The organism is Marimonas arenosa, assembly GCF_030848945.1.
In the GTDB taxonomy this organism is placed as follows: Bacteria; Pseudomonadota; Alphaproteobacteria; order Rhodobacterales; family Rhodobacteraceae; genus Marimonas; species Marimonas arenosa.
Map to the genome: position 1 here is coordinate 346,694 of NZ_JANHAX010000005.1, position 22,956 is coordinate 369,649.

The window sequence follows — 22,956 nt, forward strand, 5'->3', positions numbered from 1 at the left end:
TATCGCAGATCATGACCAACTCCGTCCCCACGCTCGACCAGATCGAACAGATCGCGCTCGACACCGTCGCGGCCTTCCCGGCCCCGTTTCACGGTCCGGCGGCGCTGGTCGCCATTCGAGTCGCCGAGTGGCCCGACGAAAACATGCTCGACGATCTCGAAATCGATGATCCCTTCGACCTCACCGGTCTTTATGACGGCATCCCGCTGACCGAAAAGTCAGTCTACGATCAACCGATCGGTCCCGACACGGTGTGGCTCTTCCGCGAACCCATCCTTGACGAGTGGCGCGCCCGCCGCGATGTCACCTGGCAGGAACTCGTGGCGCATGTCACCGTGCATGAATTCGCCCACCATTTCGGCTGGTCCGACGACGATATCGCCACCATCGACCGCTGGTGGGAGTGAGCCCCGACCCGGACGCAGACCGGCAATTCGCCGCGACCCGCCGTCTGCGGTTCATGCCCGGGGCGGAAACGCCATCCGACCGCACATGTTTGACCCCGGCAGGCCGCATCGGACCGGTGTCCCGACCCGTCCGTGACACAACGGGCCGCCCGGCATTTCACCTTCCCTGAAAAACTCCGGGGGTTTGGGGGCAGCGCCCCCAAGGCCTGCGTGGCCCGAACGCAAACCATCCTGCGTGCGCAGCACACCGACGGATTAGCCCGCCGACGGGTCGCGCCAGCGGTTGACGATCGGATAGCGGCGATCGAGCCAGAAACTGCGCGGGGTCAGCCGCGCCCCCGGGGCCGACTGAAAACGCTTGTATTCACTGATGTACAGCAGGTGCTCCACGCGCTTGACGGTGTCTCGGTCAAACCCCGCCGCGACGCATTCGGCCACGCTGGCGTCGCCGTCGACCAGCATCTCGAGAATCGCATCCAGCACCTCGTAGGGCGGCAGCGAATCCTCGTCCCTCTGGTCTTCGCGCAACTCGGCCGAGGGCGGCTTGTCGATCACCCGTACCGGGATCACCTCGCCCGCCGGCCCTTTCATCCATTCGGGTCGGTGGTTGGTATTGCGCCAACGGCAGGTCTCGAACACCCGCGTCTTGTAGAGATCCTTGATCGGGTTATAGCCGCCCGCCATGTCGCCATAGATCGTGGCATAGCCAACCGCCACCTCGCTCTTGTTGCCGGTGGTCAGCAGCATCTCTCCGAACTTGTTCGACATCGCCATCAGCAAGAGCCCGCGCAGCCGCGACTGGATGTTCTCCTCGGTGATATCCGCCGCGCGCCCTTCAAAGAGCGGCGCCAGCGACTCGGTGATCGCCGCGCGGCCCTTGGCAATCGGCACATAGTCATATCGACAGCCCAACGCCTTCACCACGGCTTCGGCATCTTCCAGCGATGCCTCGGAAGTGTATTCCGACGGCAGCATCACGCAGCGCACGTTTTCCGGTCCCAGTGCATCGCAGGCGATCGTCGCCACGATCGCCGAGTCGACCCCGCCCGACAAGCCCAGCAAGACCTTGCTGAACCCGGTCTTTCCGCAATAGTCGCGCAAGGCTTCAACCATGCAGCGGTAATCCTGCTCGCATGCGTCGGGCAAATGCGCCTTGTCGCCCGGCACCGCGCGCCAGCCCTCCGGCCCGCGCTCGAAATCCACATGTGCGATCACCGCGTCGAAGACTGGCAGTTGCAGCGCCAGTTCGCCATGCGGGTTGAGCACGAAGGATCCGCCGTCGAACACCTGGTCGTCCTGGCCGCCCACCATGTTGAGGTAAACCAGCGGTAGCCCGGTCTCGACCACGCGGGCGACCATCATGTTCTGCCGCACCTCGATCTTGTTGCGGAAATAGGGCGAGCCGTTGGGGACCAACAGGAACTCGGCCCCGGTTTCGGCCAGCGTCTCGGCCACATCCTCGTGCCAGGCATCCTCGCAAATCGGGCTGCCGATGCGCACATTGCCCACCGCATAGGGCCCGCCCAGCGGCCCGCTGTCGAAGAGGCGAACCTCGTCGAACACCGTCTCGTTCGGGAGGTGATGCTTCAGCACGGTCGAGACGATCCGCCCGCCCTTGCAAATGTAGTAGCCGTTGTAGAGATGTCCGTTCTCCACCGCCGGCCCGCCGATCGCCAACGCCGGCCCTTCGGCACAGTCCCGGGCCAGCGCCTCCACCGCCGCGATCGCGGTTTCGTGGAACACCTGCTTCATCACCAGGTCCTGGGTGTTGTAACCGGTGATGAACATCTCCGGCAACGCCACCAGGTCGGCCCCCGCCGCGCAACCCGCCTCCCAGGCGGCCCGAGCCTTTGCTGCATTGCTGTCGATATCGCCCACAGTTGGGTTGAGCTGTGCCAATGTCAGCCGGAACTTGTCAGTCATCGCGTCTTCCCTCGTGACCACGGCGCCAAGATTTACCAGATCAAGGGGCAAGGGGAAGCCGATTTGGGGAAAACCCGTTGCCTGCCCGCCGCGGCTGGCCTAGATTTCCGGCATACCCGCGGTCTGCGCGGGAAAACAGGGGGCTTTCACAGTTCATGGTTAAACCGCTTAAATCCTTGCTGGCCGGAACGGCCGTCACACTGGTTCTCGCCCTGCCCGCGCAGGCCCAGGACAGCGAGGTACTTACCAAGCAGTACGACGACGGCGGCGTCTATGAAGGCACCTTCAAGAACGGCCTGCAGCATGGCCAGGGTACCTACCGACTGCCCAACGGCTACGAATATTCCGGTGAGTGGGTCGAGGGCGAAATCAAGGGCAAGGGCGTGGCGCGCTTCCCGAACGGCTCGGTCTACGAGGGCGAGTTCGCCAAAGGCAAACCCGACGGCCTGGGCAAGATCGTCTTTGCCGATGGCGGCACCTATGAGGGCAGCTGGGTCGACGGCAAGATCATGGGCGACGGCGTGGCGGCCTATGCCAATGGCGTGACTTACGAAGGTGGTTTCCGCAACGCTATGCACCACGGGCGGGGCACGATGCGCTCGCCGGGTGGCTATGTCTACGAAGGCGACTGGGTCAACGGCGTCAAGGACGGCACCGGCACCATCACCTATCCCGACGGCGCCATCTACGAAGGTCGTATCGTCAAAGGCGCGCGCGAAGGCGATGGCAAGCTCACCATGCCCGATGGGCTGATCTACGAAGGCACCTGGAAGGATGGCCAGATCAACGGCACCGGCAAGCTGACCCAACCCAACGGCGACATCTACGAGGGCGATCTCGTCGCCGGCCGGCGCGAGGGCAGCGGTCGCGTGACCTACGCCAACGGAGATATCTACGAAGGTGCGTTCAAGGACGACAAGCGCGAAGGTCAGGGAATCTTCACCGGCGCCGACGGCTACCGCTATGTCGGCAGCTGGGTCGCCGGCCGGATCGAAGGCCAAGGCGAGGTGACCTATCCAGACGGCTCGGTCTATTTGGGCCAGTTCCGCGCCGATCTCGCCGATGGCGAAGGCAAGATCACCTACCCCGACGGGTCGACCTATGAAGGCCAGTGGAAAGCGGGCGTGATCGACGGCCAAGGCAAGGCCACCTATGCCAACGGCACTGTCTACGAAGGCGGTTTCCAGGATGCCAAATACCAGGGCGCCGGAGTGATGACGTCGACCGATGGCTACCGCTACGAAGGCGACTGGCTCGACAACAAGCGCCACGGTCAGGGCACCGCCACCTATCCCGACGGCACGGTCTACAAGGGCGGCTTTGCCAACGGCCTGCGCCACGGCCAGGGCGAAATGGTCATGCCCGACGGTTTCCGCTATTCCGGAGACTGGCAGGAAGGTGCGATTTCCGGGAAGGGCGTGGCGACTTATGCCAATGGCGATGTCTACGACGGCCAGTTCCTCAACGGCAAACGCCAGGGCCCCGGCAAGATGATCTATGCCGACGGCGGTGAGGAAACCGGCACTTGGGAAAACGGCGCCCTGACCGGCGACTGATCCGGCCCGATCGCACCTCGCGGCGGCAGTTTGCACGGCGTCCCCCCTGCGACATCACGGTCATTCTTGGGGATGGGGCATCCGCCTTGAACATGGGACATCGGCCCGGCGATCCGGTTCAAGCCGCCCCCGTCTGCACGGCGCCGTTCCGAACGCTTTGAAACCGACGTCCTGCCCAACCGCACAGTCTCACCGCGTTTGCATCCCGCGCCGCCCCCTGTATCGTCGCCATCACGGAAGACGAAAAAAGGACCCTCCGATGCCCTTCGCCTATGATGCCCTCTTGTCCACCGCCGCCAGTGCCCAGCAGGCGGCACCCTTTCAGGGCCTGCCCCCCTATCACTTCGTCGGCGGCAATATCGACGAGCCCACCGTCCCCGCCGAAGCGCTGGCCGTGGCGGTATCGAAAGTCCTGCGCGAGCAAGGCCATGCGATGGGTAAATACGGCATGGATTCCGGGCCGCAGGGCTACCTCCCCCTGCGCGAGGAAATCGCCCGCATCCTCGCCCGCCGCTGCGGCATGAAGGCCCCGGCTGGTGACATCCTCGTCACCACCGGCTCGTTGCAGGCGATGGACCTTGTGAACAAGGCGTTTCTGAACCCCGGCGATGTGGTGCTCCTGGAAGAAGCCAACTACATGGGCGCGATCAGCAAGCTGCGCGCGCTCGGCGTCACCCCGCACCCCGTCGCGCTCGACGCTGACGGCATGCGGATGGACGCGCTCGAAGAGGCGCTGGCGCACTATCGGGGACGAGGCATCACGCCCAAATTCATCTACACAATCCCGACCATTCAGAACCCGACCGCCACCGTCATGCCCGCAGCGCGCCGCCACGAGATGCTGACGCTTTCGGCGAAATACGGCGTTCCGATCTTTGAGGACGACTGCTATGCTGACCTGGTGTTTTCGGGCCAGCGCCCACCCGCAATCCACGCCCTCGATACCGAAGATCGGGTGATCTATTGCGGCACGTTTTCGAAAACCATCGCCCCGGCGCTGCGCGTCGGCTACCTCGTCGCCCCCTGGCCGCTCATGGGCCGTATCCTGCCGCTGAAAACCGATGCCGGCTCGGGCGCGCTGGAACAGATGGTGCTGGCCGAATACCTGCCGGACAATTTCGACGCCCATATCGCCGCGCTGCTGCCGATGCTGCAGGAAAAATCCGACGCGCTCTGCGCCGCGCTTGACGAACATTTCGGCGCCGCCGCCGACTATGACCGCCCCGCCGGCGGTATCTATCTGTGGGTCACGCTGCCCGACAATGTCGACACCGAACGACTCAACCAGGCCGCCCTGCGACACGGGATCGAGATCAATCCAGGCCACCAATGGACCGTGAACGGCGCCGAGAACCGCCACCGGATGCGGATCTGCTTCGGTCACCCGTCCCTTGACACGATCCGTGACGGTATCGCCAAACTAGCGGATATCTGTTTCGACGAATTCGGTGTACCGGTGCGCAGCGGCAATCTTGACCGGGGCTGACCTGGCGCCGCCCAGCACCGCGCCGGGGGAAGGAACCGCATGCGCGCCTCCATTCGCCTCGCCCTGCTCTGCCTGCTGATGGCGCGGCCCACCGGTGGACACACGCAGGACAACCTCGACAACGAGTTGCGCATCGGCATTCTCGCCCATCGCGGCTGGCCGGGAATCGAACGTTATTGGACCCCGCTCGAAACCTATGTCGCAGGTGCGTTCGACATGCCGACCCGGCTCGTTCCCGTTACACTGGCCTCGGCCGGGCCGCTGATCGAAAACGGCACGCTGAATTTCCTGATCACCAATCCCGGCCATTTCGTTGCGCTGGAAAAACGCCACCCGATGAGCGTCATCGCCACACTGCGACGCCGCCTCTCGGATGGCAGCGACAGCTCGGAATTCGGCAGCGTGATCTTTTCCGCCGCCGGCTCGGATATCAGCACGCTGAAAGACGCTGTCGGTCGCCGGGTGACGGCCGTCGACCCCCGCGCCTTCGGCGGCTATCAGGTGGCCTGGCTGGAATTCACCAGCCACGGCTTTGACCCGGCCAGCGATTTTTCCGAACTGAATTTCGTCGGCTTCCCGCAGGACCAGATCATCGACCAGGTGCTGTCGGGCGTCACCGATATCGGCATCGTGCGCTCGGGGCTGATCGAGACCCGCGCCGCCGAAGGCACGCTCGACCCCGCCCGTATCCGGGTGCTCAACAGCAATGCCAGCTTCACGCATCCCGATGCGCTCTCGACCCGGCTCTACCCGGAATGGCCCTTCCTCGCCATGGCCGGCACGCCCGGCGACCTGCGCGACCGCATGGCACTTGCCTTGCTGCAGACACAGGACCCGGCGGTCCGGGCCGCCCACGGGCTGCACGACGGATGGGGCGCGCCGCTCAGCTATCACGCCGTGCGTGCGCTCGACGCAGCGTTCGCCGAACGCACATCGGCCTCGCCGAGCGGCACATCAGCGGCCCGCTACTGGGTGCCGGTGCTGTTCGTGCTGGCGGCGGCGCTAGCGCTAGGTTTCGCCATGATGACCTTTCGCGCCAGGCGCGTCACGCAGCCGACGCCTGCACAGGAGGAGACCACCGAGCCGGTGCCCGCCGGGCCAACCGAGCCACCGGTCCAGCTCACCCAGCGTGAATCCGAAATCCTCGCCCTCGTGGCACAGGGCCTGTCGTCGAAGGAGATCGCCCGCAACCTCGGGATCAGCCCGAAAACCGTGGAATTCCACCGCTCCAATCTGCTGCGCAAGCACGATGCGAAATCTGCTGCCGAACTCGTGCAAAAAGCGGCGGTGCACGGTCAGAACCCCGAAACCTAGGGTATTCCCTAGGTGGAAACCGCTCGTTTTCCGGGATTTCTGCCAGTTTTGTGATCGCACAAGTCGTGGGAGACTTTTTAACGAGGCCACAACGGCCCGATCAAAAAAAGGGAGGAATACATGCAACTCATTCGAAAACTCGCCGCCGGCGTCGCCGCGCTGACGCTTACGCTTGCCCTCACAGCGCTCGCCACCACTGCCGATGCGAACGAGCGCTACGGCAAGCAGAAGGTCGTCTATCACATCAACTATCCTGGCGGAAATGACGACAAGAAATACATGGGCGCGATGCGCAACATTCAGAACCACATTAACGCCGTTGGCGCCGACAACATGGAGATCAAGGTGGTTCTGCACGGCAACGGTGTCGGCCTGCTTCAGACGGCGAAGAAAAACATGAACCTGCAGGGCCGGATCCTCGAACTCAAGGGCCAGCAAGTCGCCTTCCACGTTTGCGCCAACACGCTGCGCGGCCGTAATATCGACCTCAACAATGACCTGTTCGACGCGTACGAGGAAGATGTCGTGCCGTCCGGCGTGGCCGAACTCAGTTACCTGCAACAACAGGGTTTCACCTATATCAAGCCCTGAAGAACGATAAGCTCGGCAACAACCTGCGGGCGCCCCCTCCCGGGCGCCCGTTTTTTCTTGTGCTCAGCCCCGGGTCCGCAGCCTGTCATAGATCGCATAGGCACGCGCTTCGAGCTCCGACAGCCCCTCACGCGCGGCCACGTCGGCCGCCCGGAACGGCGTCGCATTACCCGCCTCTATGCCAATCTCCTCGGCCAACGTCGACCAGGCGGCAGGATCGTTGCACAGATCTTCGTAGCAAACGAACCGCACCCGCTCCGGCGCCGTCTCGAGCAGCCAGTCGTAGACGCTGCACCATTCCGCCAGCCAGTAGTCACGCGCCGTCGGGTCACCCTCAGGCTTGTCACCCACTGCAAACCAGCGATGGTCCGAGCCGAACTCGTGATGCGCCAGCCAGCCCATATAGTCACGCGAAAATGGATCCTTGGCATGGGTTTCGGCGAATCGCGCGTGCTGCGCCCGCAACGACCCGGCATGAGCCACGGGATCGCGGAACGGCACCAGAAGATGGGCGTCGGGGAAGGCTTCGGCCAGCATGCCCAGCCGCAGGATGTTGTTGTTGTTCTTCGCCAGATAGCGCCCCGCCCCGCGCGCTTTCAGGATCGCCCCGACATACCGCCGGTATTTGCTCACCAGCGCTGCCTCGGGCACATGCGGCAGCAGCCGGTCGGCCTTGATATAGGCGGCACCGTCGAACACCCGCCAGAACGGCTCTTCCAGGCTTTCGACGCTGTCGAGGTCGACCACCAGCCCATCGCCATGCGCCCGCTCCGACGCCTGCACTCCACCGCGCCGGTTCAGTTTTCCCCAAAGGGTCGGCGCCAGCACGAAGGGCATGTCACGATAGGTCAGCGAGCCGAAGGCGCCGCTCTCATGCAGCGCCCGGGTCAGGACCGTGGTGCCGGCCCGCGCCAGTCCGGCCACGAAAACATGCCCGCCGATGCGCGCCGCTTCCGCGTCGGGCCGCGCGATCAATTGGTCGAGCGCAAACCCCATCTCGGCCACGGCGCCATTCCCAAGCGCGACCCGGTGCATCATCTGCTCCATCGGGGTGTAATCCGACCGCGGTGCGGCCCGGCGCACGCCCAACGCTTTGAGCACCCAAAGCCACAGAACAGCCACCACTAAAGTGACGACAATGCCCTGAAATCCTATGGAAAAATCAACAAACCCTGGCACCACGGCGGCAATCACAGCGCCAATTCCCAGCGCCACCGCCGCCAACAGCAACAGCTGCGCGGTAAACCACGCCACGCCTTTCAGCGTGCGCCAGGCGTAAAGCTTCATGGCGCGCTCTTTCCAGTGGTCGGAAATGCCCCGCGCGCGCAATACCGCGACCGACCGCAGGCTCGGACCGGTGATCGCACCAATCGCCTGCCCCAGCGGCAGGCGCAGCGCGATCTGCACCAGGATCAGAGTCAGCGCCGCCAGCGCCGCGGTGCTGGCCAGATCGACCGTCATTGCGCCTCGGCTTCAGCCGCCTTGCGGCGTTTGGCGATACGGCGCTTGATGGGGAACCACAAGAAGGCCACCATCACCATGAAGAACACGGCCACCAGGCCGAGAAGCGACGCGATCGCCCCCAACCCCATGCCCGGGCCGATATAGGCTTGCGCCATCGCCGGGATCAGCGTGAATATCGCAGTTACTGGGATCAGCTGTCGGAACATGTCAGGTCTCCTGCTGTCAAAGCGGTTTCGGGCAGCCACAGATACTCGGTCAGAACGAAGTTCTTCTCCTCCGATCCGGGCTTGTGATTGCGGAATTCCAGAACCGGCCGGCGCCCGGCATCGAGCTCGAAGGCTCGGCCTTGCTGCGGGCTCACGATCGCCAGATCGCCACGGGTGGTGCGCATGTGCTTGCCGCGGATCCTGGTATAGAAATCCATCTCGGCGCCATCATAAGCTACGCTGATGTGATTGGTTTTCGCATCGACTGTTTGGATACGGCTCACCCCCGTGCTCATCCCGTTGTCGAAAACCGAGATCGTGCCGTCGGGTCGCCAGTCGGGGTCATGCTGGCGCATGAAGCCGCCGGTCTGATGCCATTTCACCTTATGCGTCTCGGGATCAATCACCATTACTGTATTGATGTCCCGCGCGCTGACCAGCAGATCGCCCGCCGTGAAATCCGGGAAGGCCGCCGCCATTTCCGGGCGCAGCGCCTCGATATCGTTGAAATGCATCGGGTCCGAGATCCAGCGGCCGATCACCGCCACCTCGTTGGTCTCGACCTCGTTCGCATCCTTGCGCGCCAGTTCGAACAGGCCCAGACCCGCATTGGCTGCCACCAGCGCCTCGAGGCTGATCTCCTCCACGATTTCGCCGGTCGCCGCATCGAGCCGCACCAGGCCGGTGTTGGGTGGCGCGGTCAGATCGTCTGGGGCGAAATCACTGGCAAAACCACCGTCGCGCAGCGCCCAGAGCGCGTATCCGTCGGGGCTCAGCGTCACCGAATGGTGGAATTTACCCGCTGTGATCCATTCCGTGCGGTTGCACATGTCGCGGCGCTGCAGCGCCGAGCCATGGTCGAAACCAAAGACGATCGACCCGGCCTCAGGCAGGATCTGCAGCCCGTGCAGCATCCGCCGCGAGTCCCGCGACTTGTCGGCCGCCTCGACCGCGTCCTCGTCGAGCCGCCAGATGCGTCGCGCCACAAGATCAGGGTCGAGCAGAACCGCCATATTGCCGGCCCGGCCACCCACCTGCATCGCGCCGCCGATCAGACGCCAGCCGCGGTCTGCCGCCGCCACGTCGCCGCGTACCTGCAGTCCTGACAGGGCGTTGCCGTCGGCTTGCAGCACCGGGCGAAAGCCGGTCTCGTCCAGCGCCGGCCGCGGCACCGAGAAGAACCGCGTCGCCTCGGCGCCGCTGGCAAAGCTCATCGCCTCGTCCCAAGCGTCTTTGACCTTGCTCGGAAGGAAGGCCACGTTCAGCGCCACCCGCCCGGGCAGCCCGACCTTTCCGGGCTCGATCAGCGCCTGTAGCGCCGCCCAGGAAAACAGCATCAGGCCCAGGAACCCCGCCATCGCGGCCCCAAGCCAGAGTCCAAGCCGTTCTTTGCGCTCGTCGTCCACGTTTGCCCCACTCGGACTGCTTCTCATTCGGAAACACTCTGTTCGAGGAAATGGGCCAGAATGTGGCCGGATTTTTTCCGTCTCGGGGCTTTTACGCGAAAGCTTCATGTAAGACGGGCGCCCCGCCAGGGCGCCCGTATCGTGGTCGCAATCACTTCCTGGATCAGCCTTCCAGTTTGTTGACCTTCATCATTTTCATGATGGTCTTCTCGTACCAGGGCTCGGAAACGCCCTTCTTGACCTTGCGGATGAAGTACCACTCGAACGCCAGCTTGGCCCAGTGCACCCATTTCCCCTCGCCCGACCAGTTGACGTTGCGCGGCGGAATCTGCGGCATCGCCAGGAAAGCCGCGCCGCGGTCACCGAAATCGGCCAGGCACAGCGCGTTCCAGGTCGGCTTCTCGTCGGGCTCGTGCCCGGCGATGATGCGCGGGATGTTATGTGCCGTGGCGGTGACCATCGACTCGATCATGAAGCCGGTTTTCGGCACACCGGTCGGCACCGGCGTGGCCACAGGCGGGGCGATGGCGATGCAAACGCCGATGCCGAAGATGTTGGGGTATTTCGGGTTGCGCTGGTGCTCGTCGGTGATGACGAAACCACGCGGGTTCACCAGCCCCTCGATGCCCATCAGCGGCTTGATGCCGCGGAAGGCCGGCAGGAACATTTTGTACTTGGCGGGCAACTCGTGCTTGGCTTTCTCGCTGCCGTCCTCGTTATGCTCGGTGAAATGCACCGCGTCCTCGGCGAATTTCTCCACCTTCGCGTTGATCACCCAGTTGATGTCGCGATCCCGCAGGATCGATTCCAGCATGCCCTTGGTATCGCCCACCCCACCCAGGCCCAGATGGCCGATATAGGGTTCCGACGTGACAAACGTCATCGGCACCTTGTGGCGGATCTTGCGACGGCGCAGGTCGGTCTCGATGGTCATCAGGTATTCGTAGGCCGGCCCGAAACAGCTCGCCCCCTGCACCGCCCCGATCACGATCGGGCCGGGATCGGCACAGAACGCGTCCCAGTTCTGGCCCGAGATTTCGGCATGTTCGATATGGCAGATCGAGCTGGTGTGGTTGTCCGGGCCGAACCCTTCGATCTCGTCGAAGGCCAGCTCGGGCCCAGTGGCGATCACCAGGAAATCGTAAGCCACCACCTTGCCGCTTTCCAGCGTCAACTGGTTGGCCTCGGGGTCGAGCGCCACGCACGCGTCGCACAGAAAACCGATGTCGCGGCGGCGCATCACCGGGTCGAGATCAACGATGATGTCGTCCTTCTTGCGCCAGTTGACACCGGCCCAGGGGTTCGACGGGGTAAACTGGAAATAGGGCTTATTGGAAATCAGCGTAACCTTGTCGCTTTTCGACAGCGATTCACGCAGCTCATAGGCCTGGATTGTCCCCCCAAGTCCGCCCCCCAGCACGACGACATGTGCCATGACTTTTCCTCCTGATGCGGCGGAGCCCCGCCGGTTGATCGTCAAAACCCGGCGCCAGAGCACAACCCATGCTTCGCCGGCTTCGACTCCTTTTCAGTGCTGTTGCACACAACGGTATGCGACACATTATCCGCTGCGCATGTGTTTACCTTGATTCAGATCATGGCGCGAAAAACCCGCCAACCCGGCCTCTTGAACAGCGATCAGACCAGGGCTCCGGCGTCAAGACGGGCCAGCAAACCCTCGGCTTCCCGCAGGACGGTCTGCCGCCGATCCGGGTCCATCCGGTCCCAGGTGCGATAGATGTTCGCCATCCGCGGATTGGTGGCGAACCGGTCGCGGTGGCGATCGAGAAAATGCCAATAGAACAGGTTGAACGGGCACGCCCTCTTGCCCGTCTTGGCCTTCACGTCATAGGCGCAGGCGCCGCAATAGTCGCTCATCTTCGCGATGTAATTGCCTGAGCTGACATAAGGCTTCGACCCGACCACCCCGCCATCGGCAAACTGGCTCATGCCCAGCGTATTGGGCGCTTCGACCCATTCGAACGCGTCGGAATAAACCGACAGATACCACGCGTGCACCTGCCCCGGATCGGCCCCAATAAGAAGCGCGAAATTGCCTGTCACCATCAGCCTCTGGATATGGTGGGCATAGGCCTCGTCCCGCGTCTGGGCCACCGCCGCCTTGAGGCAGGCCATGCCGGTGTCGCCACCCCAATAGAGCGCCGGCAACGCCCGGTCGTGCCCCAGAACATTACGCTTCACGTAGTCCGGCCCCTCGCGGAAATAGATACCCCGCACAAACTCTCGCCAACCCAGGATCTGCCGGATGAACCCCTCGGCGGCGTTGATCGGCACCTCGTCTGCCTGCCACGCGGCCTCGACTCGTTTGCAGACTTCGCGCGGCGTCACCAACCCGAGGTTAAGGTAAACCGACAACAGCGAGTGATTGAGAAACGGCTCGTCCAGAAGCATCGCGTCCTGCACATCGCCGAACCCCGGCAGCGCGCGCTTCACGAAATGATCCAACGCCCGCAGCGCCTGTTCCCGCGTCACTCCGAACCGGAACGGGTGCACATCCCCGAAATTGTCGCCGAACCGCGCCTCGACCAGCGCCAGGACCTCTTCGGTCATCGCATCCGGCGTGAACTGCATCGGTTGCGACAGGACCGACGCCGCCCCGGCCTTCTTACGGTTGTCGTGGTCGAAATTCCACTTGCCACCCGCGGGTTTGTCCCCCTCCATCAAAAGCCCGGTCTTGCGCCGCATCTCGCGGTAAAACCATTCCAGCCGCAGTTCCTTGCGCCCTTCAGCCCATGTGTCGAACGCCTCGAGCGAACAGAAAAACCGGTCATCGGGCAAAAGCGTCAGCTTCAGCGGCGACTCTTCCAATGCCGTTATCAACCGCCACTCTCCTGGCCGCGTGGCGATCACCTCGGTCGCCCCCGTTGCCTCGGCCCGACGCAGCAATTCCCCCGGGATCGAGCCGGCGTTCTCCGCATCGTCGAGCCTGGTATAGAGCACCTCACGCCCCGCCGCGCGCAGCGCCTCGGCGAAATGGCGCATCGCCGAGAGCACCAGCGCGATCTTCTTTGGATGGTGCGGCACATAACCGGTCTCCTCGGCCACTTCCGCCATCACCACCACGTCATCGGGCTCCGCCTCGCGCAGCGCCGACAGATCATGCGTCAGCTGATCGCCCAGCACCAGGATCAGCCTCACCAGGGCACCCTCTCACCCTTCCAGTCGAAAAACTGCCCGCTGTCCTCCTGTGTCAGCCCGTCCAGCACGCTCAGCAGGTGGCCGGCCGCCGCATCCGGCGTATGCTTGTGATGGCTCGGAAAGCCGGCGGTGAACTCGGTTGCCACCGTTCCGGGATGCAGCGCCACGCAGATCGCCTGCATGTGGGTGCGCGCCAGCTCGATCGCCCCGGTGTGGATAATCTGGTTCAGCGCGGCCTTGGAGGTGCGATAGGAATACCAGCCCCCCGCCCGGTTATCGCCGATCGAGCCCACCCGCGCACTGAGCGCGGCAAACACCGCCCGCCGGTCGCGCGGAAAAAGCCGCGCCGCATGCCGCAGCACCAGCGCCGGGCCGATGGCGTTGACCGCAAACTGCGCCGCCATCTCTTCCGCCGTGACCTCACGCAACGATTTCTCCGGCCGCTCCGCCCCGCCGGTCAGGATGCCGCTGGCCACAAGGATCAGGTCATAGTCGGGTGAAAGGCCTGCCAGTGCGGCCTCGACCGCCCCGGCCCGCGTCAGATCGAACCCGTCGGCGCTGCGCGACAGCCCAGTCACCGCGTAACCGCGCGCGACCAGCTCTGTCGAGAGCGCCCGCCCAATGCCCCCCGACGCGCCAATGACCAATGCCCGTTTTTTCATGCCCTGATTACGCACGGCCTCGACGTCGGGATCACTCGGCGCCGCGGTTCCCGGCAAATCCCCGGATCACGCCGCCGATCAGCCGCACGCCCTCAGCCTGCAGATCAAAGCCGCGCGCCTCCAGCGACCAGCGCATCGCCAAACCCTGGATCGTGGCCAGGATCACTGCGGCCAGATCACCAGCCTCAGCCCGCCCGCCGCCGATCTGGCCTCGGTCCTGTGCCGCCGCGATCAACGCGGCAAACCCCGCCCGCCGCCGCGTCATCACCGTCTGAAAATGCGCCCGCAGTGCCTCGTTCTCGGAATGCAGCTCGCGCGAGAACAAGATCGCCGGAATTGCCGGCGTCTGCATGATCTGACCCAGATACCGCGCCACCAGAGCCTCGAGCCTCGCCAGCGGATCGTTCTCGTCCACTGTCGGAAGGCCGGGCGCTCCGGGCTCCATCCCCTGGGTGATCGTCTCGCCCACCGCCAGCCAGATGTCGGGCTTGGTCGGGAAATGCCGGAAGATGGCCGGCTGGCTAATGCCCACGGCCTCGGCCAGAGCCTGCGTCGTCACCCGGTCGGGTCCGACCTCTCCGGCAAGCCGGATAGCTGTTGCCACGAGTTCGGCCTTGCGGTCTTCGGCGCGTTTGCGTTGACGTGTCACCGAGTCAGCTACCCTCGTCCTGTCCCTCAACGCCAAGACGATACCCGGCATGGCAGCCGGTGCAAATCTCCATCGCCTCGCCCAGCGCGCCCAGGATTTCCAGAGGGTCGTCGCTTCGTCCCGCGAGGTCGGCGAGATCGTCCATGGCCCGATGGGCAGAGTAGCCCATCGTCATGAACTCCAACGGCAGCTTGGCGATCAGCACCGGGCTTTCGCCCTCGGCCGCCACCATCCCCACCGCGCGCGCCTCGGTGGCCACGGTCTCCATATCACCCTTGACCGCCGCCTGGGTGATGGCCTTGGACGCCTCCAGCAACGCCCGCATTTCTCCCAGAACCCGGTTGCGTTCGTCTTTGCTCAGCAGGATCGCCGTACGCCCGTCCTCGTAAGGCTCGGTATTGCCCTGAATAACGAACAGATATGCCCCTGCCCCCAGCGCTGCCGCGAGAACCGCCGACACCGCCCAACCCGCTTTGCATGCAATACTCATTGTCATGGGTCCCATTCTCTATGATCCATCGCGCGTCTTAAATTAGTAATCAATAACTCACTTAGATGTCAATCTCTCCCTGCACGCTTTTTTCGCTTTATCTTCACGCAGCGGGGCTTATAAGGTCGTCCCCATGATTACTCAGGGCCATATACCAACTGTCGCACGCGTCCCGCGCGCCTGTGCGCTTGCCCTGCTTCTAATCCTTAGCCGCCTCTGAGCGTGCCTCTTTCGGCGCGGGCGCTCAGAGGATGCAGGCTTCTGCGCCATCAGGCTTAAGGATAACGAAAGAGACCCCAAAATGACCGATCAATCTTCCCAAGACCGTGTCTTGATTTTCGACACGACATTGCGTGACGGCGAACAATCTCCCGGCGCCACCATGAGCCACGATGAAAAGCTCGAGATCGCCGAAATGCTCGACGACATGGGCGTTGATATCATCGAGGCCGGCTTTCCCATCGCCTCGGAAGGCGATTTCAGGGCCGTGAGCGAGATTGCCGAGCGTTCGAAGGACTCGGTGATCTGCGGGCTGGCCCGCGCCAATGCCAAAGATATCGACCGCTGCTGGGAGGCGGTACGCGGCGCCGAACGCCCGCGCATCCACACCTTCATCGGCACCTCGCCGCTGCATCGCCAGATCCCCAATCTCACGATGGATGAAATGGCCGACCTGATCCATGACACCGTCAGCCACGCCCGCAATCTCTGCGACAACGTGCAATGGTCGCCGATGGACGCCACGCGGACCGAGTGGGACTATCTCTGCCGGGTGATCGAGATTGCCATCAAGGCCGGCGCCACCACGATCAACATTCCCGACACGGTGGGCTACACCGCGCCGGAAGAAAGCGCCAGCCTCATCCGCCGCCTGATCGAAACCGTGCCCGGCGCCGGCGAGGTGGTGTTTGCCACCCACTGCCACAACGACCTCGGCATGGCCACCGCCAACGCGCTGGCCGCGGTGGCGGGCGGCGCGCGGCAGATCGAATGCACCATCAACGGGCTCGGCGAACGCGCCGGCAACACCGCGCTGGAAGAGGTGGTGATGGCGCTCAAGGTGCGCAACGACATCATGCCGTGGCGGACGGCCATCGACACCACCAAGATCATGGCGATCTCGCGCCGCGTCGCCACCGTCTCGGGCTTCCCGGTGCAGTTCAACAAGGCCATCGTCGGCAAGAACGCCTTTGCCCATGAAAGCGGCATCCACCAGGACGGCATGCTGAAGAACCCCGAAAATTTCGAGATCATGCGCCCCGAGGATATCGGGCTCGCCGCCTCGTCGCTGCCTTTGGGCAAGCATTCCGGCCGCGCCGCGCTGCGCGACAAGCTGGAAAACCTCGGTTTCGATGTCGGCGACAACCAGTTGAAAGACATCTTCGTGCGCTTCAAAGAACTCGCCGACCGCAAGAAGGAAGTTTTCGACGACGACCTGATTGCGCTGATGCGCGTCGGCGAGGATGCCGCCAACGACCGGCTGAAACTGAAAACCCTCGCCGTGACCTGCGGCACCGGCGGCCCGGCCGAAGCGAAGATCGCGATGGAGATCGACGGAAAGGAAAAAACCGCCACGATGACCGGCGACGGCCCGGTCGATGCCAGCTTCCGCGCGGTGCGCGCGCTGTATCCCAACACCGCCCATCTCGAGCTCTACCAGGTTCACGCCGTCACCGAAGGCACCGACGCCCAGGCCACCGTCTCGGTGCGGCTCGAGGAAGGCGGCAACATCGCCACCGGCCAGTCGGCCGACACCGACACCGTGGTGGCCAGCGTCAAGGCTTACATACACGCGCTGAACCGCCTGCTGGTACGCCGCGGCAAGCTCGGGCAGGACGAAAAGGAAATCAGCTACAAGGACGTCGGCTGACCGACCGGCGGGCAGCCATCCCTGCCCGCCGATCCGTCCTTCATCTTGCCAAAAACACTCCGGGGGTGAATGCGCGGCACGCGCAGAGGGGGCAGCGCCCCCTGCCCCCGTCCGAAGTCACCCGCGCCTGCGGCGGTATCACGCCCAAGCGACCCGGAATGCCCCCTTTCGCAACCGCATTCCCAAGCCTATATAGAGGCTCCTGCCCCGGCCCGCCCGAGTCGCAGGCCAACAACAAGGTTCAGACCGTCACCACCCCAAGGATCCGCGTGCGCCATGTCGATCTTCGATAAACTCCCCGGATTGTTCGCGGCCGATATGGCAATCGATCTCGGCACCGCCAACACGCTGGTCTATGTCAAAGGCAAGGGCGTGATCCTGAGCGAGCCGTCGGTGGTGGCCTATCACGTCAAGGACGGCGTCAAGAAAGTGCTCGCCGTGGGCGAGGACGCCAAGCTGATGCTCGGCCGCACGCCCGGCTCGATCGAAGCGATCCGGCCGATGCGCGAAGGCGTGATCGCCGATTTCGACACCGCCGAAGAAATGATCAAGCATTTCATCCGCAAGGTTCACAAGCGCTCGACCTTCTACAAACCGAAAGTGATCGTCTGCGTCCCGCATGGCGCCACACCGGTGGAAAAACGCGCCATCCGCTCCTCGGTGCTGGCCGCCGGCGCGCGGCGCGCAGGCCTCATCGCCGAACCCATCGCCGCGGCCATCGGCGCCGGCATGCCGATCACCGATCCCACCGGTAACATGGTGGTCGATATCGGCGGCGGCACCACCGAGGTCGCCGTGCTCTCGCTGGGCGACATCGTCTATGCCCGCTCGGTCCGCGTCGGCGGTGACCGCATGGACGAGGCCATCATCTCCTATCTGCGCCGCCAGCAGAACCTGCTGATCGGCGAAAGCACCGCCGAGCGGATCAAGACCTCGATCGGCACCGCGCGGATGCCCGATGACGGCCGCGGCCAGTCGATGCAAATCCGCGGTCGTGACCTGCTGACCGGGGTGCCAAAGGAAACCGAGGTCTCACAAGCCCAGGTGGCCGAAGCGCTCAGCGAACCGGTGCAGCAGATCTGCGAGGCGGTGATGACCGCGCTCGAGACCACACCGCCCGATCTGGCGGCCGACATCGTCGACCGCGGCGTCATGCTCACCGGCGGCGGCGCGCTTCTGGGCGAATTGGACTTGGCACTGCGCGAACAGACCGGGCTGGCCGTCTCGATCGCCGACGAAAGCCTGAACTGCGTTGCACTCGGCACCGGCAAGGCGCTTGAATACGAAAAGCAGCTCAAGCACGCGATCGATTACGACAGCTGATCCGGCCGGCAGTGGCCGCAATGGCCGCTCAGCGGGACAAAGCCGACGTTCGGTGTCGCTCTGCGTTTTTTAGCCGCTTTCACCGCATGCCGCATGAACTCAAGCCAACGCGACTACGCGATTTGACAAAGGTCTATTTGTGCTGATCTCCTTGGTGTAGCCTCTACTGAGCAGATATCGTCACGCCGGATACAACCAACGGGCATAGCGAGCAGACATGCGTTTCAGCCTCCCTAGAGCATTGGGTTATTTGGTTGGCGGGCTCTGGACAGACCGGGGCGGACGTAAGCGCATTGAAGCCAAGCAACTCCGCAATCTTCGGCGTCTCGTGGAAAAGGCGCGGCGCGACTCGCCGCTGTTTCACCGGCTCTACGCGGATCTGCCACCATCGAGCGCGATCGACCTGCGCGACTTGCCGGTGACCCGCAAACCCGATCTCATGGCCGAATTCGACGATTGGCTGACGATCCGGTCTCTCCCCCTCGACAGGGCGCGCGAGCATCTCAGGGACATCGGGAAGGTTGGTGTGCCGATCGACGATGTCGCCGTTTTTCAGACCTCCGGGACATCGGGCGAACCTGCTGTCATCGTCTTGTCCTCAGCGTTTGTCGAGTATGCCTATGGAATCATGATGGCGCGATTCGATCGGCAAACGTGGAAGCTCGTCCGGGAGGTCCGCAAGCTCGGCATCAGGGTGACGATCACCGGTGGCAATGGTCACTTCGCCGGCAACGGGTTCAACAAGCTGGTGCAACGGCTGAATCCGGTACTGGCGAAGCAGTTTGGGGTGACTTTCATCGAGGCCGAGCAGCCGATTGGCCGACTCGTCGACAGGCTTAACGCGCTTCGGGACGTCGCCTGGATCGTGACCTACCCCAGCATGCTGGCCATCCTCGTCAGGGAAAAGGAGGCCGGGCGGCTGCGGATCGAGCCTGCGCTCTTCACTTTGGGAGGCGAGACACTCACAAATGATCTTCGCGCGCGGGTGCGACAGGCCTTCCCCTCGCTGAAATACGGCATTGCCGATCCCTATGGCTGCACCGAGTGCCTGGCGCTGTCGTTCGAGTGCAGCCACGGGCGCAAGCATGTGAACGAAGACTGGGTCATCCTGGAAGCGGTCGACGAGGCGATGCAGCCCGTTCCCGATGGCACGTTGTCGGCGACCGTGCTATTGACGGTGCTTGCCAACGAGGTTCAGCCGTTCATCCGATACGATCTTGGCGACTGCGTTCGTTTCTACGCAGACCCCTGCCCCTGTGGCTCACCGTTTCGCAGTCTTCAGGTGCAAGGACGCCAGGCAACGCTGGTTCGTGTGGGTGAGGTGACGCTGTCGCCGCTCGTCTTCGATCTCGAGCACGAGCATGCCCAGCGTATCCAGCTGGTCCAGACCGGTGAGAGAGATTTCGAAGTGCGAATACAAATGGCCAATGAGGCGGCGGCAGGACGTGTCTTTCAAGAGGTCATCGTGTCGGTGAAACGAGTCTTTCACGATAATGGCCTGGACGACGTCGCGGTGCGAGAAAGCGAGAAACTTCCCGAATTCACCGCGAGCGGCAAATTCCACGAAGTTGTGCCTTTGCAACGCGCCGACGCACGAAACATGACATCGTCGGGTAGTCGCCAGCTTCCGACCGAGTGAGGACATGAGTGCCCCACAATCCCGCTCACCTAGGGGTCTCCGGCTCTGTCACGAAACCGACCTTCGCCGTTGAGCTCAAGACAAGCAAACATGGGCTCGGCGCAGAGCCATCGTGCGCGTAGTCCATATCGCATTCTTCAAAAAACGCGTGATGTAACTACTAGACCGATACGTAAAGTTCGGAGCATCCCCGATTTTGGCCACGGCCAGAATTCGAAGGTTCCTATCTTTTATCTTCGTTTCTGGCACCTTGTTGGCTGGTACAAACGTTCCAGACAACCCTTTCTAAAATAGTATACCACCGTGAATGTGGAAAACGGACGTCTGTTCAATCTCAGTATTTTTGAAAATGGGCTCGATCCGGACTTTCGTTGTGCGACCCACCAAGGTCAGCAACGCGGACAAAACCGCCAATTTGTGTTGGTTTGCCAGCGTAATCCCTAAGTGGTGCCTTTGCCCAAGTGCAACCCTGCATCCACCAATAGCAATTCCCCCGTGACATGCCTGGACGCGTCGGAAAGGAAAAACAGCGCGGTGTCAGCTATATCGTTTGGGTCGGACGCGGCCGCCAGAGGCGTTGCCGCCTCGATTCTGCGAAGCGTTTTTTCAAAGCTCTGCTCATCCATGGTGTCCTTGAACCAGCGTGTGCCGATGAAGCCAGGGCAAATCGCGTTCACGCGGATAGCTGGCGCCAGCGCGCGGGCCAGGGAAACCGTCATCGTGTTGAGCGCCCCTTTGGATGCGGCATAGGCGACCGATGAGCCGATGCCTTTGATTCCGGCGATGGACGATGTGTTGAGCACAGCACTGGACCTGCCGGTTTTCTCATATGCCGCCTCAAGCAATGGTTTGGTAGCTTGCAGCATCAGGTATGGCCCAACCACATTGACCTCGTAGATGTCCATGAAATCGGCTTTCGTGAGGGCGTCGAGGTCAGAGTGGTCCCGCGCGTGCCGGGTGATACCGGCATTATTGACCAGAATGTCCAGCCATCCCCACTGCTGTGCCGCTTCCGCCAGTTCCCGACACCCGGCAGGGTCGGCAACATTCGCCTGCACCACCTTTACCTGTGCTCCAGCTGTCCGGCACAGATCGGCTGCTTCTGCCGCCTCAGCGGAGGATCGGGAATAGTTGATGATCACATCTGCGCCGCGTTCAGCCAGCTTCACCGAGACCGAACGTCCCAGCCCCGTTGCAGACCCGGTCACCAGGGCGACGCGTCCTTCCAAATCACTCATGTTTTGCACCTTTCCCTGCCGTTTCATTGGCACCTTCGCACCTTTCTGGACAAGAGATCAAAGGCCATGGTTTGTGGGGGCTGGGCCTTTGGTGGAAGTTTCTGGACAAATGAAAACCGGCGCGCGCATCGCTACGTTGAGTTACTCCCCAATGTTTGGACAGGTTTGGTGTAACTTAAGCTACTCTTTGCACCTGCTGACCGGTTTGGGTTTCCTCTTTTCCCAGCCCAAAAACATGGCTGGGGGTTGCCGCCAAGGGCGGAAGTCCCATGGTGTCGTGCCAGCGAGGCTGGAATGCGGGCGGTGGCGATGGTAATCCGAAACGCGCAAAGGCTTTCAAAAAGGCTATTCAGATCGCCGTCCTTATCGCGCACTTTTCATTTGTATGCAAAGGCTCGCGCAGCTCTTGTGGTCGCGCGGCCCCGGATCAGGTACGCGCCCAGAATGCGCGCTGGCGGGAGCGTACGGCATGATGAAAGTTGTGGTTTTACTTCTGACCGGTGCGGCGCTTTTAGCCTGTGGCGCCGATGGCGAACCGGTTCAGCCCAGCATGAACAGCACGGTTCAAGTCACCGGTGACGGGGTGTCGGGCTCGACCGACGTCTCCCTGCGACAGGGGCCTTTCACCCTGGGGCTATCGCTCTGAGATCGATCTGAACCGCCAGGCGCTTTTAGGAATGTGTGCTTGGGTTGAGCACCCGCGGGAGTGTGGTTGTCGCGGAATCTCGACCTGCGACTGTTCCAGGCAGGAATGTCCGCAGCCGCAAGTTTCACCGTTTCTTCTGCGATTTCTTGCTAATCTGGTGCATACTTCGTGCACGCTTTTTTTGATCCCGGCGGAAAGCCCGCGGGACCGACGGCAAACAATTATCTGATGAAGCTTCAAGGAGAATGACATGCCCAGTTTCAACGTTACCGGCCTAACCACGACTGGCCAGACACTCACAAGCGGCGAGCACGGTCTCATTACCACAAACGGAACCCTGGCCACGAGCGGCAACGCCATCGATGTCAGCGGCGGCGTCGTGGTCTCGGTTTATGGGGTCATCAATGCAATCAACGGCGCGGCAATCAACGCTGGCACGGATAGTGTGTTGGATCTGAACGTCGGCTCAGGCGGCAACATATACGCGGCAAACACGGGAACTAGTGGCAAAGCCACGGTGTACACCGCGGGTGCGGCCGCTCTCTTGGTGCATAACGCCGGCGTCATTCAGTCTGACTGGTTCGCCGCGATTTACGCAAACAGCGCGGCAAACACTGAAATCGACATCAACAATTCCGGTGTTCTGCAGGGTGACTACGGCATTTTCGTGAACGGGAGCGACACGGAAACGACCATTTTGAACACCGGCACGATCATGGGGCAGAGCTACGCCATCTATTTCTTGAGCTCTGGCACCAGCTCGACCGTGGACTTCTACAATTCCGGTACACTGATTTCCGCGGGAACGGCCTATTTGGGCAGCGACGGCACCGATCAGGTCGTCAACAACGGAGTGATCAACGGTACCGTGATGCTTGGCGGCGGTGACGACACCTATGACGGCCGCAACGGCACGCTGAATGGCGA

General features: G+C 62.9%; 20 protein-coding genes. 10 read left to right on the plus strand and 10 right to left on the minus strand.

Going from position 1 to position 22,956, the window contains the following annotated elements; all coding sequences use genetic code 11:
- The first annotated feature begins 11 nt into the window (after positions 1-11).
- The gene (locus tag NO357_RS16850; protein WP_306736875.1) at positions 12-407 is read left to right on the plus strand and encodes a metallopeptidase family protein; all 396 of its coding nucleotides are present in this window, start codon (positions 12-14) and stop codon (positions 405-407) included.
- Between the two features lie 255 nt (positions 408-662).
- Here the strand turns inward: NO357_RS16850 and NO357_RS16855 are convergent, their stop codons facing one another.
- Positions 663-2,330: an NAD+ synthase gene (locus NO357_RS16855; RefSeq protein ID WP_306736876.1), complete on the minus strand. Its 1,668-nt coding sequence runs from the start codon at positions 2,328-2,330 to the stop codon at positions 663-665.
- A 155-nt stretch (positions 2,331-2,485) separates the two neighbouring features.
- On the opposite strand from NO357_RS16855, the gene NO357_RS16860 reads away from it, so the two are divergent.
- From NO357_RS16860 to NO357_RS16875, 4 genes are all read left to right on the plus strand, one after another.
- A complete protein-coding gene (locus tag NO357_RS16860) occupies positions 2,486-3,886 on the plus strand; it encodes an MORN repeat-containing protein (RefSeq protein WP_306736877.1) in 1,401 nt (466 codons plus the stop codon).
- Positions 3,887-4,145: 259 nt separating this feature from the next.
- On the plus strand, positions 4,146-5,372 hold the full coding sequence (locus tag NO357_RS16865) for an aminotransferase-like domain-containing protein (RefSeq protein ID WP_306736878.1): 1,227 nt from the start codon (positions 4,146-4,148) through the stop codon (positions 5,370-5,372).
- Between the two features lie 39 nt (positions 5,373-5,411).
- A complete protein-coding gene (locus tag NO357_RS16870) occupies positions 5,412-6,686 on the plus strand; it encodes a PhnD/SsuA/transferrin family substrate-binding protein (protein WP_306736879.1) in 1,275 nt (424 codons plus the stop codon).
- A 120-nt stretch (positions 6,687-6,806) separates the two neighbouring features.
- Positions 6,807-7,277, plus strand: a complete 471-nt coding sequence (locus tag NO357_RS16875) for a DsrE family protein (protein WP_306736880.1) — start codon at positions 6,807-6,809, stop codon at positions 7,275-7,277.
- A 63-nt stretch (positions 7,278-7,340) separates the two neighbouring features.
- On the opposite strand, the gene NO357_RS16880 is transcribed toward NO357_RS16875, so the two are convergent.
- The 8 genes from NO357_RS16880 to NO357_RS16915 all read right to left on the minus strand — a co-directional run bounded on the left by NO357_RS16880 (position 7,341) and on the right by NO357_RS16915 (position 15,313).
- On the minus strand, positions 7,341-8,738 hold the full coding sequence (locus tag NO357_RS16880) for a sulfotransferase (RefSeq protein WP_306736881.1): 1,398 nt from the start codon (positions 8,736-8,738) through the stop codon (positions 7,341-7,343).
- Positions 8,735-8,947: a hypothetical protein gene (locus NO357_RS16885; protein ID WP_306736882.1), complete on the minus strand. Its 213-nt coding sequence runs from the start codon at positions 8,945-8,947 to the stop codon at positions 8,735-8,737. The genes NO357_RS16880 and NO357_RS16885 overlap by 4 nt, the downstream gene beginning before the upstream one ends.
- The gene (locus tag NO357_RS16890; protein ID WP_306736883.1) at positions 8,932-10,353 is read right to left on the minus strand and encodes an arylsulfotransferase family protein; all 1,422 of its coding nucleotides are present in this window, start codon (positions 10,351-10,353) and stop codon (positions 8,932-8,934) included. Before NO357_RS16890 ends, NO357_RS16885 begins: the two co-directional genes overlap by 16 nt.
- A gap of 163 nt (positions 10,354-10,516) precedes the next feature.
- Positions 10,517-11,788, minus strand: a complete 1,272-nt coding sequence (locus NO357_RS16895; RefSeq protein WP_306736884.1) for an NAD(P)/FAD-dependent oxidoreductase — start codon at positions 11,786-11,788, stop codon at positions 10,517-10,519.
- Positions 11,789-11,991: 203 nt separating this feature from the next.
- Positions 11,992-13,515 (minus strand): cryptochrome/photolyase family protein, encoded by a 1,524-nt coding sequence (locus NO357_RS16900; protein ID WP_306736911.1) that lies wholly within the window; start codon positions 13,513-13,515, stop codon positions 11,992-11,994.
- The gene (locus NO357_RS16905; protein WP_306736885.1) at positions 13,509-14,174 is read right to left on the minus strand and encodes an SDR family NAD(P)-dependent oxidoreductase; all 666 of its coding nucleotides are present in this window, start codon (positions 14,172-14,174) and stop codon (positions 13,509-13,511) included. The genes NO357_RS16900 and NO357_RS16905 overlap by 7 nt, the downstream gene beginning before the upstream one ends.
- 31 nt (positions 14,175-14,205) lie before the next feature.
- Positions 14,206-14,823, minus strand: a complete 618-nt coding sequence (locus tag NO357_RS16910) for a TetR/AcrR family transcriptional regulator (RefSeq protein WP_306736886.1) — start codon at positions 14,821-14,823, stop codon at positions 14,206-14,208.
- Positions 14,824-14,827: 4 nt separating this feature from the next.
- Entirely contained in the window at positions 14,828-15,313 is a 486-nt protein-coding gene (locus tag NO357_RS16915) for a hypothetical protein (protein ID WP_306736887.1), read from the minus strand.
- A gap of 301 nt (positions 15,314-15,614) precedes the next feature.
- On the opposite strand from NO357_RS16915, the gene NO357_RS16920 reads away from it, so the two are divergent.
- The 3 genes from NO357_RS16920 (at position 15,615) to NO357_RS16930 (ending at position 20,145) form a co-directional block, all read left to right on the plus strand.
- Positions 15,615-17,183: a 2-isopropylmalate synthase gene (locus NO357_RS16920; RefSeq protein ID WP_306736888.1), complete on the plus strand. Its 1,569-nt coding sequence runs from the start codon at positions 15,615-15,617 to the stop codon at positions 17,181-17,183.
- Between the two features lie 276 nt (positions 17,184-17,459).
- Positions 17,460-18,506 (plus strand): rod shape-determining protein, encoded by a 1,047-nt coding sequence (locus tag NO357_RS16925; protein WP_306736889.1) that lies wholly within the window; start codon positions 17,460-17,462, stop codon positions 18,504-18,506.
- Positions 18,507-18,723: 217 nt separating this feature from the next.
- Complete coding sequence (locus NO357_RS16930; protein ID WP_306736890.1) at positions 18,724-20,145, plus strand: phenylacetate--CoA ligase family protein; 1,422 nt, start codon at positions 18,724-18,726, stop codon at positions 20,143-20,145.
- A gap of 440 nt (positions 20,146-20,585) precedes the next feature.
- Here NO357_RS16930 and NO357_RS16935 read toward each other — a convergent pair whose 3' ends face one another.
- A complete protein-coding gene (locus NO357_RS16935) occupies positions 20,586-21,383 on the minus strand; it encodes an SDR family NAD(P)-dependent oxidoreductase (RefSeq protein WP_306736891.1) in 798 nt (265 codons plus the stop codon).
- 469 nt (positions 21,384-21,852) lie between these two features.
- On the opposite strand from NO357_RS16935, the gene NO357_RS16940 reads away from it, so the two are divergent.
- Together NO357_RS16940 and NO357_RS16945 are read left to right on the plus strand one after the other, a co-directional pair.
- Positions 21,853-22,029 carry a hypothetical protein gene (locus NO357_RS16940; protein WP_306736892.1) on the plus strand — a complete coding sequence of 59 codons (177 nt, stop codon included), beginning with the start codon at positions 21,853-21,855 and terminating at the stop codon, positions 22,027-22,029.
- A gap of 250 nt (positions 22,030-22,279) precedes the next feature.
- Positions 22,280-22,956, plus strand: a 677-nt coding sequence (locus tag NO357_RS16945; protein ID WP_306736893.1) for a hypothetical protein, incomplete at its 3' end; no start/stop codon positions are given.

Bases quoted from the DNA above. Each gene is read 5' to 3' on its own strand.
- NO357_RS16940 (WP_306736892.1), top strand. From the start codon at position 21,853: ATGATGAAAGTTGTGGTTTTACTTCTGACCGGTGCGGCGCTTTTAGCC.
- NO357_RS16865 (WP_306736878.1), top strand. From the start codon at position 4,146: ATGCCCTTCGCCTATGATGCCCTCTTGTCCACCGCCGCCAGTGCCCAG.
- NO357_RS16930 (WP_306736890.1), top strand. From the start codon at position 18,724: ATGCGTTTCAGCCTCCCTAGAGCATTGGGTTATTTGGTTGGCGGGCTC.
- NO357_RS16920 (WP_306736888.1), top strand. From the start codon at position 15,615: ATGACCGATCAATCTTCCCAAGACCGTGTCTTGATTTTCGACACGACA.
- NO357_RS16855 (WP_306736876.1), bottom strand. From the start codon at position 2,330: ATGACTGACAAGTTCCGGCTGACATTGGCACAGCTCAACCCAACTGTG.
- NO357_RS16870 (WP_306736879.1), top strand. From the start codon at position 5,412: ATGCGCGCCTCCATTCGCCTCGCCCTGCTCTGCCTGCTGATGGCGCGG.
- NO357_RS16935 (WP_306736891.1), bottom strand. From the start codon at position 21,383: ATGAGTGATTTGGAAGGACGCGTCGCCCTGGTGACCGGGTCTGCAACG.
- NO357_RS16905 (WP_306736885.1), bottom strand. From the start codon at position 14,174: ATGAAAAAACGGGCATTGGTCATTGGCGCGTCGGGGGGCATTGGGCGG.
- NO357_RS16880 (WP_306736881.1), bottom strand. From the start codon at position 8,738: ATGACGGTCGATCTGGCCAGCACCGCGGCGCTGGCGGCGCTGACTCTG.
- NO357_RS16850 (WP_306736875.1), top strand. From the start codon at position 12: ATGACCAACTCCGTCCCCACGCTCGACCAGATCGAACAGATCGCGCTC.
- NO357_RS16875 (WP_306736880.1), top strand. From the start codon at position 6,807: ATGCAACTCATTCGAAAACTCGCCGCCGGCGTCGCCGCGCTGACGCTT.
- NO357_RS16915 (WP_306736887.1), bottom strand. From the start codon at position 15,313: ATGAGTATTGCATGCAAAGCGGGTTGGGCGGTGTCGGCGGTTCTCGCG.
- NO357_RS16895 (WP_306736884.1), bottom strand. From the start codon at position 11,788: ATGGCACATGTCGTCGTGCTGGGGGGCGGACTTGGGGGGACAATCCAG.
- NO357_RS16885 (WP_306736882.1), bottom strand. From the start codon at position 8,947: ATGTTCCGACAGCTGATCCCAGTAACTGCGATATTCACGCTGATCCCG.
- NO357_RS16860 (WP_306736877.1), top strand. From the start codon at position 2,486: ATGGTTAAACCGCTTAAATCCTTGCTGGCCGGAACGGCCGTCACACTG.
- NO357_RS16925 (WP_306736889.1), top strand. From the start codon at position 17,460: ATGTCGATCTTCGATAAACTCCCCGGATTGTTCGCGGCCGATATGGCA.